Consider the following 13,863-nt stretch of genomic DNA (forward strand, 5'->3'; position numbering starts at 1 on the left):
GAGAAACTGTGTTGAAGCTTATTTTTCTGCTTTCCCTTTCCAGGTGTCCTTCAGCGGTACGATCCGGTTGAATACCAGCCTGTGCCCTGAGCTGAACCTGCTGTCGACGCAGAAATAGCCGTGGCGCAGGAATTGAAATTTATCCCCGGGCTGTGGTTTATCCGCAAGCGGCTCCAGCAGACAATCCTTAAGCAAAGTGGCAGAATCCGGGTTGATGTACGCTTCCCAGGTCTCCCCTTCCTCCTTCGGCCCTTCATTGTCTACAAGCAGCTTCTCATACAGGTACACATCACTTTTGACCGCATGCTCGGCGGACACCCAATGGATGGTTCCTTTAACCTTCCGCCCGTCAAAACCGCTCCCGCTTCTCGTATCCGGATCATAAGTACAGCGCAGCTCGACAATCTCACCAGTGTCCGCACTCTTAATCACTTCGTTACAGCGGATGAAATACCCGCCCTTCAGCCTTACTTCACCGCCAAGCGTCAGTCTGCGGAAGCCCTTGGAGGGTACCTCCATGAAGTCCTCCCGCTCGATATAGAGTGTGCCGGAGAACGGAACGTCCCTTGTGCCGAGCGCGGGATTCTCACTGTTGTACTCAATGGTAAGGAATTCAGAAGCCCCGGCTTCATAGTTGGTAAGCACGACCTTCAGCGGATTCAGCACGGCCATGATGGCCGGTGCCTTCGCCTTAAGATCCTGTCTTACGCAGTGCTCCAGCAGCGAGAAATCAACCATTGCCGTATTGCGGGCCATCCCGATCTCCCGGACAAAAGCCTTGATGCTCTCCGGAGTGAATCCGCGTCTGCGCAGTCCACGGAGCGTAGGCAGACGCGGATCATCCCAGCCGTCCACATACTTCCCGGTAACCAGCGCCCGGAGATAACGTTTGCTCGTGACCACTCCCGTCAGATTCACCCGGCCGAATTCCCTTTGCTTAGGGGGTTCAGGAATATTCAGCTCCTTAAGCACCCACTCATATAGCGGCCGGTGATCCTTGAACTCGATGGAGCACAGTGAATGCGTCACCCCTTCAATGGCATCCTGAATCGGATGGGCAAAATCATACATCGGATAGATGCACCAGGCTTTTCCCGTGCGGTAATGCTCCGCATGAATGATCCGGTAGAGCACCGGGTCGCGCAGATTGATATTCGGCGAAGACATGTCGATTCTGGCCCGCAGCACCTTAGCACCGTTAGGATATTCTCCATTACGCATCTCCCGGAACAGCCGCAAATTCTCTTCCGGCGAGCGTTCCCGGTACGGACTGTCCTTACCAGGTTCGGTTAATGTCCCCCTGTAGGACGTCACTTCCTCCGGAGTCAGGTCGCAGACATAAGCTTTCCCCTTAAGAATCAGCTCCTCTGCGCTGCGGCAGATTTCCTCCGAATAATCGGAGCCATAATAGATATGCTCTCCCGGGCTGCAGCCCAGCCATTCCATATCCTCGGTAATAGCTTTTACATACTCCATATCCTCTTTCAGCGGGTTGGTATCATCGAAGCGCAGATGGAATCTGCCGCCATTCTTACGTGCAATCTCAACATTCGTGTGGATGGCAAAAGCGCTGCCGATATGCAGATAACCATTGGGCTCCGGCGGAAACCTTGTGCAGATCTCCCTGCTGTAGACTCCGCCCTCCACGTCTTCTCTGATCAGCTTATCCATATAATTCTCCGGCACGGCCGGTTCACTCTCATTCACATTAACGTCAGTCATTCTGATCTCCTCCTGTATATTGGTGATACCTGCCCTTACGGGACAACAAAAAAGAACCTCACCTCCAAGACTGTAGTCTTGGGGACGAGATTCTCGCGGTACCACCCCAGGTTTATTAATATGTCGCCATATTAATCTCATCAAGTACGGCGCTGCCGGCAAGGCAGGGCTTATACTCTAGCTCTGTAACAGGAGCTCCTGTTGTACCATCCCCGGCCATAGCCGGTTCCGGTGCACCGCTCAGAGGCTTGTTTCGGTCCAGCCTTCCCTGCTCCTTCGCACCACCCGGAGCTCTCTGTGAGGGAATGAATAGACGTACTCTTCTCGTCATCGCGTTTCATCATTTGATCCAGAATAACAAATCACAGGCAGCGTGTAAAGTGTAGCAGTGTCCGGAGGCGCAGCAGTCTGCGGGACAACCTTACCCCTGACTCAGCGCCGCCAAGAGCTCCAAAGCTTCCTCATGCTCCGGCTCAATCAGAAGCGATCTGCGCGTGTAATCCAGCGCCGCTTCGTCATCCTCCTGCTCATAGCTGCAAATAGCCAGGCAGTACAGTACAGTAATTACCGGCTCCTCGTCACTGGACGCAAGCGAATGCTCCAGGAAGCGGCGGGACTCCCCGTACTGCTCCATCTCGAACAGCAGCAGACCGCAGTCCAGGGCCAGATCATATTTCTGCGGCATCGGATAGAAGCCTTTCCACATCAGATCAATCCCGCGCTGCAGGTCCAGCAGCTCATCATCACTGGCATCCGGCAGCAGAGCGGAGATACGCTCCGCACTCTGGATGAACAGCTCGGCATCATATCCGCCCAGCCGCCAGAAGGCCAGGATCTGCTGCATGCCGATCGTATCGTAATTCTTATCGATCCACACCTTCAGACTGAAGAAATCATCCGGTCCGAACCGCTCTACAAACCGCCGGTAGGCCAGACGGGTATGGGGATGGAGCATCGGCTCTTCAAGCATCAGAATGCAGCCGACATTCAGATTCTTATAATGATGCTGCGTGAACTGGGACTGTGCGCCTTTCCGTTCAAAATAATGCACCAGCGCATGGTAATTCGCCGTGAGTGAAATACTGCCGTGATGAATCAGCTTCGGCGGCTCGGCGAATTCCCAGTTCTCCAGCCGGTGGTCGCCTTTGTCTGCGGTAAGCAGCAGGAAGCTCCCCTGGGAGAGCGCCCCGAGCCGCTCCATACAGGAAATGGCAGCCGCCGGGAACAGGATATGCGAATCCTCCAGCTTGTCCAGATAGAATGAAATTACTTCATGGTACTTGTATGAAGGGTCCTCATAGCCTTCGGCCCGCTTGTAATGATATTCCGGCACCAGATCCCGCAGTACTTCGGACGTGCTCATCGAGCCGGATTGCTCGGGATATTTTAACGAAACCTCACATTCATAAATCTTGCCTTCATCAATATAGAGCAGCTCCTGCTGAATACTATCGAAGAAGTAGTTGGCGATCACCATCAGCGGCTGCTGCAGTCCGCCGGGCTTAATCACCATTCCGCTCTGCGTCAGGGACAGCTCTGTATCCTGCACCGCATCAAAGCGGGCGAAATCAAGAATCCCCTGCTCCACAAAAGGCTTCAGCCCTTCATGCTTCTGCCAGCCCTCAATATTCTTCCAGGGCAAATCGCTCATGACGTAGCGGAAAGGGGGCAGCAGCACTCCGGCATACTGAATCAGCTCACACAGCTGCTGCAGGACATGGAATGCCAGGCGTCCGACACCTGCGCCAAGCTCCAGAATAATAACCGGTTCTGTAGTATGCCCCTTCTCTGCACGGTCCTGCAGAAACCCGAAGATCATCTCCGCATACGCTGTTCCGATCATCGGATTGCTTGTAATGTACTGCGGGACCTGGTCATTCGCCCAAGCCTGCAGTCCCAGCTGCTCATAATACCTGCGCTGCAGTTCCCATATTGGCGCTTCACTGAAGCGGTAGCGTTCTTGTCCGTCTATTGTCATTAGTTCAAACCCTGCTCTCTGATTATCGTACGGAAATTTGTCCGGTAGTCAAATATTATCACATTTCGCTCAGCCCTTCATAACTCATAAGTGGCATACTGGCGCATATATTTCTTGGAGTGCTGTACGATCCAGAAAGGAGCTTAAGCCATGAGCCCTGCCGAACCCGGTTCTTCAAGCAAGCCCGTTATCCCCCAGCCTATCCGCAGTGACGGTGCTGGCAATGTCGACCTCGGCCCCCGCGATATTCTGCGCGACCGGGAGAATCCCGATATGTTCGTCCCGCCCTCTACAGATAACGGGCTGATCCCCAATCTGAAATTCTCATTCTCCGACGCCCATATGCAGCTGAACTTCGGCGGCTGGTCCCGGGAGGTTACCGTCAGAGAGCTGCCTATCGCCACCACACTTGCAGGAGTGAACATGAGCCTGACCCCGGGCGGAGTACGCGAGCTGCACTGGCATCAGCAGGCGGAATGGTCCTATATGCTGCTCGGCAGCGCCCGGATTACCGCCGTGGACCAGAATGGCCGGAACTTCATTGCCGATGTCGGCCCGGGCGATCTGTGGTACTTCCCTCCGGGCATCCCGCATTCAATCCAGGGGCTTGCCGAGGGATGCGAGTTCCTGCTTGTTTTTGACGATGGAAGCTTCTCGGATCTGAACACCCTGTCGATCTCCGACTGGTTCGCCCATACGCCGCCCGAGGTCCTGTCCGCCAACTTCGGCGTACCCGAATCTGCATTTGAGTGTATTCCGAAGGAACAAGTGTATATATATCAGGATCAGGTGCCCGGCCCCCTGGAGAGTCAGCGAGTGGAGTCACCTTATGGAGAGATTCCGCTGAGCTTCAAGCATCAGCTGCTGGCCCAGCCGCCGCTTCGGACGCCCGGAGGCAGTGTGCGGATTGTCGACTCCAGTAATTTCCCCATCTCCCGGAATATTGCCGCCGCGCTGGTGGAGATTGAGCCCGGCGGCATGCGGGAGCTGCACTGGCATCCGAATAATGACGAGTGGCAGTATTATCTGACCGGGCAAGGCCGGATGACGGTCTTTGGCGGGGACGGCGCAGCGCGTACATTTAATGTCAGAGCCGGCGATGTCGGCTATGTGCCTTTTGCCCAGGGACATTATATTCAGAATACCGGGACAGACACGCTCTGGTTCCTGGAAATGTTCCGGAGCGACCGGTTCGCCGATGTCTCCCTGAACCAGTGGATGGCGCTTACTCCCCATGAACTGGTCAGCAGCAATCTGAATGTGGGGCCGGAGCTGATGGATGCCCTGCGCAAAGTGAAATGGCCTGTGGTGAAATACCCGGATCAGGGACATGAGCACGGACATGAGCACGGACATGAGCTTGGGCATGAGCTTGGGCATGGGAAGCAGAAGGAGTAGCGCGTGGTTTTGCCCAGTTTGAGTCTGGATTGGGCAGGTCAGTCTGCCCTATGGCCTTATCTTTACCCCAACCAGGCGGCTGAAGTGAAAATCCATAAGGTCAGCTGTATAGACCGGCCTTAATGTTGTACATTCTGCAACTTGAACATCTGAATATCCGGCTGTTTGGGAGAATTGTTGCACAAAATACAATAATATCCTCCATTAAGAAGCTGGAGCAGTAATAATGTTGTAATTCATACAACAATTTTGCTCTAGAAGCAATATCCGGAGAAAATTGTTGTATTTTCTGCAAGATTTTAATGATCGTCCTATAATTAATGGGTAGCTCCAATTGTTCGAACTGCATTCATTCCAGAACAACATAAAAAGCGGTCAGACACCCGTCTGCACCGCTTTTTGTTCTTAATCATCAGTTTGTGTTTCATTCCCGTATAGGAAACCTCTATTCGCCCGTCTCAGCAAACCGCTTGATCCGCTCGCCGACTGCATCTCGGACCCGCTGAAATACCGCCCACTTCTCTTCCTCACTGCCCTGCGCTTTGGCCGGGTCATCGAATCCCCAGTGCTCCCGCCGTACCTGCGGAGGCGTCACCGGACATTTATCGGCGGCATCCCCGCATAATGTGACCACAAGGTCTGCACTGCTGAGCAGCTTCGGATCAATAATATCCGAGGTCTGGGCCGAAATATCGATCCCCACCTCGTTCATTGCCTGTACTGCCTTGGGATTCAAGCCATGGGCCTCAATTCCCGCACTGTACACATTCCAGGCGTCCCCGAGAAATTGTTTTGCCCAGCCCTCCGCCATTTGGCTCCGGCACGAATTCCCCGTGCACAGGAAATAGATCGTCTTTTTGCCCATGTCTGATTTCTCCTTCAGGATTAGATTAGAACAGCTTCAGTTGCAGATACAAACCTAACAATGTGATAAATAACGTCGGAATCGTCAGAATAATTCCTGTTTTGAAATAAGTGCCCCAAGAAATCTTTACACCTTTGCCTGATAGCACATGCAGCCACAGCAGAGTAGCGAGCGAACCGATCGGCGTAATCTTCGGACCCAAATCGGAACCGATGACATTCGCGTAGATCAGAGCCTCATTAATGAGACCTGTCGCCTGCGCGTTATCAATGGCCAGCGCCCCAATCAGCACCGTTGGCAGATTATTCATCACTGAGGAGAGGATCGCAGCGAGGAAGCCCATCCCCATCGTTGCTGCGAACAAACCGTGCTCCGCCACCTCACTGATCATCTCTGCAAGCACATCGGTCAGTCCGGCATTGCGCAAGCCATACACCACGACATACATGCCAATGGAGAAAAAGACAATCGCCCACGGCGCGCCTTTGACCACTTCCATCGTCTTGACGTAGGGACTGCGGCGGGCCATGAGCAGGAAGCAAACCGCGATTACACCTGCCACTACAGAGACCGGAATGTTCAGAAATTCACTGACAAAATACCCGGCCAGCAGAAGCGCCAGCACGCCCCAGGATAACCGGAACATCCGCTTGTCCTTAATCGCCTCCTCCGGGAGCTTCATCCCGGCAGTGTCGTACACTTTGGGTATACTTCTGCGGAAGAACAGGTACAAGACCAGAATACTGGCGGCGAGCGAGAACAGCGTAGGCAGCAGCATACGTCCTGCATACTCCGTGAAGCTGATGCCGAAGAAATCGGCGGATACAATATTGACCAGATTGCTGACGATCAGCGGCAGCGAAGTCGTGTCGGCGATGAAGCCGCTGGCGATAATGAAGGGAAACACTTTTTTCTCATCAAAATTCAGCGCCCGGACCATCGCCAGCACAATCGGTGTCAGGATCAGCGCCGCCCCGTCATTGGCAAACAACGCCGCTACCACTGCGCCCAGCAGGATGACATAGATGAACATCAGCGTACCATTGCCGCGTGCCGCCGCTGCCATATGCAGTGCCGCCCATTCGAAGAATCCAACACGGTCGAGTATCAAAGAAATCAGAATAATAGCTACAAAGGCCAGCGTGGCATTCCACACAATCAGCGTCACATCGCGGACATCCCCGAAGCTGACCACGCCTGCCGCCAGGGCCAGCAGCGCTCCGCCGCAGGCTGACCAGCCAATGGATAACTTACGCGGCTGCCAGATCACAAAGATTAAAGTAATAACAAAAATAAGGCTGGCTAGGACAACCATAATCCCGCCCTCCGTTTGACCCGCAGCAACATTTCCCGCAGCACTCCCCAATAGATAAATTTATATATAAGAGTAACGCCAGCCTGTCCTCCAGACGTTCTCATCGATCTAGTATTATATCAGTCGCAGCAGGCAGTAACCCCTGTCTTATTCAATGACGACAGCAGAGTATGTGAATCCGGCAATCCATGCAGGACGGCCGTGATATGCGGCTTGCCCTCCACATTCAGGGAGTAATGCACCCACTGCCCGCGTTTACTCTCCTTCACCATCCCCTTATCCTTCAGTTTACGCAGATGCTGGCTGATGGCCGGCTGTGAGATCTCAAAGAGTTCGACGAACTCACAGACACACCATTCCCGCTCCTGCAGCAGTCCAAGCATCATCAGGCGGGTCTTGTCCCCCAGAAGCTTCAGGTCATCAGCCACCTCGTTAAGCTTATCCATCGCGGTTCAGCCTCCTTAGTATATAAGCCAATGCTTATATACTAAAACAGTCTTATCAAAAGGACAAGAGGTAATATTTCGATTCTATAGTTGCACTTTACAAATATATAAGCTATAACTGAAATATGAGGTGAACTTCAATGGAAAATGCACGCGAGCTCTTTCAGATCATGACCCGCCGCTTCGGTCTGCTTAACAAAAACTGCTGCACCGTAGGCGGGCATGACATTTCTCTGGCCCAGAGCCATCTGCTCTATGAAGTACAGCGGAGGCATAATCCGTCCATGCAGCAAATTGCGGAAGTGCTCGGAACGGATGTTACAACCTTCAGCCGCCAGGTGCAGGCACTGGTCAAAATGGGACTCGTCCGCAAAAGTCCCGATCCCTCCGACGGCAGGGTGTTTATATTGTCTTTAACAGAGCAAGGCTCATCTGTTGCCGGAACCATCGACCGGCAAATGAATGAATATCTGGAGGAGGTCTTCTCCTACATGTCTGAATTTGAACAGGAAACGGTACTGCGATCCGTAAAGATCTTCAATGAAGCTATGGGGAAATCAAGCAAATGCTGTGCGCCTGTCTCAGGCTGATTTCTTCCGCTACATAGTTGCAATTTGCAATTATTATAAAGGAGTGATGAACTTGAACCAGCCTACTCATGATGGAATCCGCCAAAATGTAAGAACCCGGTATCAGCAAATCGCTGTTACTGGCCGCTCTGCTCCCTCCGTTTGCTGCCCGGAGGAGGCTTCCTCCGCCTGCTGTTCGGCACCAGCCGATTTCAACAGCATTTCCGCAAGTCTTGGTTATTCCGGCGAAGAATTGAACGCTGTACCTGAAGGCGCGAACCTTGGACTTGGCTGCGGCAATCCGCAGGCGATTGCCGGACTGCAGCCTGGAGAAACCGTTCTGGATCTTGGCAGCGGCGGCGGCTTCGACTGTTTCCTGGCTTCCCGCCAGGTGGGAGCGTCCGGTTCTGTCATAGGCATAGACATGACCTCTGAAATGATCAGCCGGGCACGTGATAATGCTGCCCGGGGACATTACGCCAATACCAGCTTCCGGCTGGGAGAAATCGAACATCTGCCTGTCGCCGATGCCATCATAGACGTCATTATCTCCAACTGCGTAATCAACCTCTCTCCTGATAAGCAGCAAGTATTCAATGAAGCGTTCCGGGTGCTGTTGCCTGGCGGAAGGCTGGCAATATCCGACATCGTCACCACTGCCGAGCTGCCTCCTGAAATCGCACAGGATTTGGGCAATCTTTATTCCGGTTGCATCTCAGGAGCCTCCTCTGTGCCTGCCCTGCAGACCATGCTGGCAAACAGCGGTTTCATCCGGATATCAGTCGAACCTAAGGATGAATCCCGCGCCTTCATTAAAGACTGGGTTCCCGGTGCAGACATTGACCAGTATATTGCCTCAGCAGTAATTACTGCTGTGAAGCCATAATTCGCAAGGTACCTTAGGAGGCCGATAATATGCTTTCGACATTCATGATTCGTCCCGCCACCTTCCAAGACCTCACCCACATCCTGCATATCTATAATCAGGGGATTGAAGACCGGATCGCTACACTGGAAAGCTCAGCTAAAGATTTGAATGCGATGTCTGACTGGTTCCAGGAACATCAAGGACGCTTTATTATACTCGTTGCCGAAGCCGAAGACAGTGTTCTGGGCTGGGCTTCGCTCAATCGTTATTCCCACCGCTGCGCTTATGACGGTGTCGCCGATCTCTCCATTTATATTGAACGGGCCTCCCGCGGCCGCGGCATTGGCAATCTATTACTGCATGCCCTGGAGGACAAGGCCGTAGCGGCTGATTTCTATAAAATTGTGCTGTTCACTTTTCCCTTTAACCCAATGGCTCAGGGCTTATACCGCAAAAGCGGTTACCGTGAGGTTGGCGTCTTCGAGAAACAGGGGAAACTGGACGGCCGGATGATTGATGTCATGATTATGGAGAAGCTGCTGCTATAACAATATTTTATATCCTTAAGTACTAACCTTCTCTGCCGGTTCATAGGTTAGATTATGGGGAACGCAGCAGCTTCTTGGAGAGGAGATGCAGGTCCGAAGAGCCATCCTAGCCAGTGGATTGGAGGCCGGACCACCATGAGTACAGATCAGCTCATCGCATTGCTCGTTCTCATCATTATGATCGTACAGCTTGCTGTCAAAAAGGATAAATCCTAAGGACAGCAAACAGCCAAGCGGATCGGGGGGTCATCCCGGTTCGCTTGGCTGTGTTTGGCTGGGCCGCTGATCCGGCCGGTTATTTCACAAAAATGCGAATCTGATGTTCACCCGTACGCTTCATTACCCGGTACCCGGTATCCGCTGCCGTTGCCATGCCGTTATCGTCCGGGCGGCAGTAGCCCCCGGCTACACAGGTACCGTCATCACGGACAAGCAGCTTGCCGACAATTCCTACAGCTACCCATTCTTCCCTGTCCTGGCGGGAAACATATTCCCGGGAGCCATCCCATTCAGGGTTAAGCACCGGTTCTGATTTCTTACCCGCCTCACGGACAATATCGCCGTATTCATTTCTAACCTCAGCGACCTCTACCTCGTGATACAGAATCCGGTCCCACTCATCGGTTACGAACATGCCGTTCCAGCGCAGGTCACTCGAATCGGCAACGATAGCCGGTCTGGCGCTGATGACACCAAGAATATATTCATCCCCTGCCTTGGCTTTGCGGATTCTGTCACTGGCCCCATCAAACGTAACGAAATAACCTGCGTCAATGGTGAGCCCGTCCGAGGTTTCGAACATTTCTGCATAATCTGCTGCACCTGGAGACATCAGCGTACCATCCAGATAAATATTACCCGTAAGCCCTTCAATCACTGCCGAGTTAAAGGTAGGGCCGACCGCCAGCCCGTTGGCCAAATGCCACGAATACGGAAACCGCGTTGAGCCGTTCTGGCCCATGATATGGGCGCCTGTATGCTCCGCGAGAACAATCGTCGCTTCCCCCTCGGCATGGGAGTTCGGAGCAAAAGCCTGGGTCTGGAACCCTTCCGCATGGGAAGCCTGGCCGGAAGCAGTAGTATCCGCACCTTCGGCATGCGCATAAGGCGCATTCGCCAATGTACCGACTCCCTCGGAGTGGGAAAAGGAGCCGCTGGCTTGTGTGTTGGCCCCTTCGGCATGGCCGGAAGCCCCGCTGGCTGTAGTCTGGAAGCCCTCGGCGTGCGAGGCTGTTCCGCTGGCCGTTGTATTCTGCCCTTCAGCGTGCGCACCCACATTGCCGCTGGCCGTTGTTGCTAATCCTTCGGCATGGGAAGCCGAACCGCTGGCCACTGTATTCTGCCCCTCGGCATGCGAGAAGTCGCCAAGAGCTGAGGGCCCGGCGGCTAGGGTGATGTCCGCAGTGCCGCCCTCCGCATGTGAGGCGAAGCCCATGGACGTGGTTCCTACTCCCTCGGCATGCGAGCTGGCGCCGCTGGCAAAGCTTGGTGCCGGATTATCCAGCGGATCGACACCGCCGCCTTCTACGTGGGAGGCCCGGCCGCTGGCTGAATTGCCTTCTCCTTCCGCATGGGCGTTAATGGCTGTCGTCTGCGTCGAAGTATTGAAGCCTTCTGTATGTGAACGTGCGCCCCAGGCCTGTGTGCCGAACCCTTCAGAGTGGGCTTCGAGGCCGGCAGCCAGTGTCGTCGAGCCTTCCGCATGTGAGCTTTCGCCCATTGCGTTGGTTAAATAACCTTCTGCATGTGCTGCTACTCCGCTGGCTATAGTAGAAGATCCTTCTGCATGTGCCGTATCATTCGTTGCCTGGGAGAGATAGCCTTCCGCATGCGATGCGCTTCCGCTGGCAATAGTAGTATTGCCTTCTGCATGCGCGGTATCTCCGCTGGCAAGTGTAGAGAACCCTTCAGAATGAGCGGCTGCACCGCTTGCTGTTGTATTGAGCCCCTCGGCATGCGCAGCAAAGCCGCTCGCCGTATTCCCTACTCCGCTTCCCATCCTGATCACCGCTTTCATCGTATTACAATATATTTATGTCTGCGGACGAGCGGCGGTAACGGCGAACGTGGCCAAGTTATAGATCACTTTCCATCTAAATTTCACTTACTAAAGTTGAGAAACATTATAAAGTATAGTAGAATGAGTACATGAAGAAGGGGGCGGATTGATATGGCCGAGGAGAAACAATTGATGGAAATAGGAATAAGCACGTTTTTGGAGACTACGCCTGATCCGGTAACCGGCAAGGCCATTAGCCATGCGGAGAGACTGCGCGAAGCCGTAGAAGAAATTGTGCTCGCTGACCAGGTGGGCCTGGACGTATATGGCATAGGTGAACATCACCGGGCCGATTATGCAGGCAGTGCTCCGGCTGTAGTTCTTGCCGCAGCGGCAGCTACGACCAAGCGGATCAGACTGACCAGCGCGGTCAGCGTCTTGTCTTCAGATGATCCGGTCCGGGTATACCAGGATTTCGCCACTTTGGACGGAATATCGAATGGCCGGGCAGAGATTATGGCGGGCCGCGGCTCATTCATTGAGTCCTTCCCGCTGTTTGGCTACAGCCTGGATGATTATGATGAATTGTTCGAAGAGAACCTGGAGCTACTGCTGGCGATCCGCGCTTCCGAGAAGGTCACCTGGCGCGGCGGCCATCGTCCGGCGATTAATAATCTTGCCGTCTATCCCCGCGCCGTCCAGGATCCGCTTCCCGTCTGGGTGGCCAGCGGCGGCAATCCTGAATCTGCCGTGCGGGCCGGAACGCTCGGCCTTCCGATCGCTTTCGCGATCATTGGCGGTATGCCGGAACGCTTCGCTCCGCTTGTCGCCTTATACAAGGAGGCCGCTGTCCGGGCGGGACATAATCCCGACAAGCTGCAGATTGCCACGCACTCCCACGGCTTCGTAGGTGAAACTAACGAACAGGCAGCCGCCTTGTTCTACCCGTCCACCGCAGCCCAGATGAATGTCATCGGACGCGAACGGGGCTGGGGCGGAACCTACAACCGTGCGGCCTTTGACGATGCCCGCAGCCTGCGCGGCGCACTCTATGTCGGCGATGCCGAATATGTAGCCGAGAAGATCCTCCTGCTGCGCAAGAATCTTGGCGTGACCCGCTTCTTCCTGCATGTGAATGTAGGCACCATGCCGCACCGCGAGGTGCTGCGCGCCATTGAGCTATTGGGCACCAAGGTTGCCCCTATCGTGCATCAAGAATTAGCCCGTACCGGGGCTAAATAACTGATAATGTGACCCTAATACGCCAAAAACACTTCAGGCGCTTAACTGCTCTTGAAGTGTTTTTGGCGTATTCTTATGCTCTGCTGAATTAAAGAAGCGGTGTTACTGCGGACTTAACAATTTACGCATCACCGCTGCCACATCTGCTGCATTCGTAATCGGGAGGAAGTGATAGCCTCTGCCGATTATTTTCACATCCGCATCAGGGTGGGCAACCTTGAAAAGCTGCATTTTCTCCAGACTGAATTCATCCATACTCTCTTCTGCCAACAGCAATATCAAAGGAATATCAGCCGCTTGCTTCAGGCAATAATCGGTGGCAGTTACTTCCTTGCTCAGACGATCAAGGGCTTGTTCACAGCTATGATGTATGTAAGAATCATCCAACAGGTAGAAGTTATTCATTAAATAGTCCTTGAATAATTGTCGTTCAGATTCAGCAAGCTTATCCATCGCCAGGACGGTTTCATCCACTGTCTGTTCAAGCTCCTCCAGACTATCAATGACGGGTAACGTAATCTCCCCCTCATCCTCATCCCTGTCCGCAAGAAAATAATATCCGCCATCGAGCAAAGTAAGTGATTTCACATCAGCAGGATACTCCGCATAAAAAGCCTCACATATCCATGCGCCGATAGAATTGCCTACGAGATGCGCTGCCGGAATTTGCAGATCATTCAGAATCTTTTTTATCTCCCGTACAAAAGCTCCAATCGACACATCTGCCTGATTGTCCTGGTTATGTCCTGGCAGATCGATTGCTATGAACCTGTAATCTGCCATTTGCGCAGCTAAATGAGCATATATTTCCTTTCGTTCACCAAGCGCCGGAAGCACCACAACCGTTCTATCGTTGTTCTCCGCATTGTAGACAATATACCGTTCCATTGTTCTTCCTCCAGCCCTACGATAC

Annotated in this window: 12 protein-coding genes and 1 other annotated feature; of the genes, 5 read left to right on the forward strand and 7 right to left on the reverse strand. The window is 53.4% G+C overall.

The window, feature by feature from the left end; translation table 11 throughout:
- Positions 1–18: 18 nt before the first annotated feature.
- Together P40081_RS32145 and P40081_RS32155 are read right to left on the reverse strand one after the other, a co-directional pair.
- Positions 19–1,722 carry a glutamine--tRNA ligase/YqeY domain fusion protein gene (locus tag P40081_RS32145; protein WP_042140079.1) on the reverse strand — a complete coding sequence of 568 codons (1,704 nt, stop codon included), beginning with the start codon at positions 1,720–1,722 and terminating at the stop codon, positions 19–21.
- Between the two features lie 77 nt (positions 1,723–1,799).
- Positions 1,800–2,062: a binding site (T-box leader), on the reverse strand.
- Between the two features lie 81 nt (positions 2,063–2,143).
- The gene (locus tag P40081_RS32155) at positions 2,144–3,700 is read right to left on the reverse strand and encodes a class I SAM-dependent methyltransferase (protein ID WP_042140081.1); all 1,557 of its coding nucleotides are present in this window, start codon (positions 3,698–3,700) and stop codon (positions 2,144–2,146) included.
- 150 nt (positions 3,701–3,850) lie between these two features.
- On the opposite strand from P40081_RS32155, the gene P40081_RS32160 reads away from it, so the two are divergent.
- A complete protein-coding gene (locus P40081_RS32160; RefSeq protein WP_042140082.1) occupies positions 3,851–5,098 on the forward strand; it encodes an oxalate decarboxylase family bicupin in 1,248 nt (415 codons plus the stop codon).
- Between the two features lie 445 nt (positions 5,099–5,543).
- Here the strand turns inward: P40081_RS32160 and arsC are convergent, their stop codons facing one another.
- The 3 genes from arsC to P40081_RS32175 form a co-directional block, all read right to left on the reverse strand.
- On the reverse strand, positions 5,544–5,963 hold the full coding sequence (gene arsC, locus P40081_RS32165; RefSeq protein ID WP_042140083.1) for an arsenate reductase (thioredoxin): 420 nt from the start codon (positions 5,961–5,963) through the stop codon (positions 5,544–5,546).
- A 25-nt stretch (positions 5,964–5,988) separates the two neighbouring features.
- Positions 5,989–7,278, reverse strand: coding sequence for an arsenic transporter (locus P40081_RS32170; protein WP_042140084.1), 1,290 nt, complete (start codon positions 7,276–7,278; stop codon positions 5,989–5,991).
- A gap of 119 nt (positions 7,279–7,397) precedes the next feature.
- Positions 7,398–7,724, reverse strand: coding sequence for an ArsR/SmtB family transcription factor (locus tag P40081_RS32175; protein ID WP_042140085.1), 327 nt, complete (start codon positions 7,722–7,724; stop codon positions 7,398–7,400).
- Between the two features lie 140 nt (positions 7,725–7,864).
- Here P40081_RS32175 and P40081_RS32180 point away from each other — a divergent pair, with 140 nt between their 5' ends.
- Genes P40081_RS32180 through P40081_RS32190 form a run of 3 tightly spaced genes read left to right on the forward strand, consistent with a single transcriptional unit; the run spans position 7,865 to position 9,709 of the window.
- Complete coding sequence (locus tag P40081_RS32180; RefSeq protein ID WP_042140086.1) at positions 7,865–8,314, forward strand: MarR family winged helix-turn-helix transcriptional regulator; 450 nt, start codon at positions 7,865–7,867, stop codon at positions 8,312–8,314.
- Between the two features lie 46 nt (positions 8,315–8,360).
- The gene (locus P40081_RS32185) at positions 8,361–9,179 is read left to right on the forward strand and encodes an arsenite methyltransferase (protein WP_042140087.1); all 819 of its coding nucleotides are present in this window, start codon (positions 8,361–8,363) and stop codon (positions 9,177–9,179) included.
- Positions 9,180–9,208: 29 nt separating this feature from the next.
- Positions 9,209–9,709, forward strand: coding sequence for an arsinothricin resistance N-acetyltransferase ArsN1 family A (locus P40081_RS32190; RefSeq protein ID WP_042140088.1), 501 nt, complete (start codon positions 9,209–9,211; stop codon positions 9,707–9,709).
- Positions 9,710–10,004: 295 nt separating this feature from the next.
- On the opposite strand, the gene P40081_RS32195 is transcribed toward P40081_RS32190, so the two are convergent.
- Positions 10,005–11,708 (reverse strand): peptidase G2 autoproteolytic cleavage domain-containing protein, encoded by a 1,704-nt coding sequence (locus tag P40081_RS32195; RefSeq protein WP_052422118.1) that lies wholly within the window; start codon positions 11,706–11,708, stop codon positions 10,005–10,007.
- 192 nt (positions 11,709–11,900) lie between these two features.
- On the opposite strand from P40081_RS32195, the gene P40081_RS32200 reads away from it, so the two are divergent.
- Positions 11,901–12,950, forward strand: a complete 1,050-nt coding sequence (locus P40081_RS32200) for an LLM class flavin-dependent oxidoreductase (protein WP_042141705.1) — start codon at positions 11,901–11,903, stop codon at positions 12,948–12,950.
- A gap of 102 nt (positions 12,951–13,052) precedes the next feature.
- Here P40081_RS32200 and P40081_RS32205 read toward each other — a convergent pair whose 3' ends face one another.
- On the reverse strand, positions 13,053–13,838 hold the full coding sequence (locus tag P40081_RS32205) for an alpha/beta fold hydrolase (protein WP_042140089.1): 786 nt from the start codon (positions 13,836–13,838) through the stop codon (positions 13,053–13,055).
- Positions 13,839–13,863 lie beyond the last annotated feature (25 nt).

The organism is Paenibacillus sp. FSL P4-0081, assembly GCF_000758565.1.
Taxonomy (GTDB): domain Bacteria; phylum Bacillota; class Bacilli; order Paenibacillales; family Paenibacillaceae; genus Paenibacillus_AQ; species Paenibacillus_AQ phytohabitans.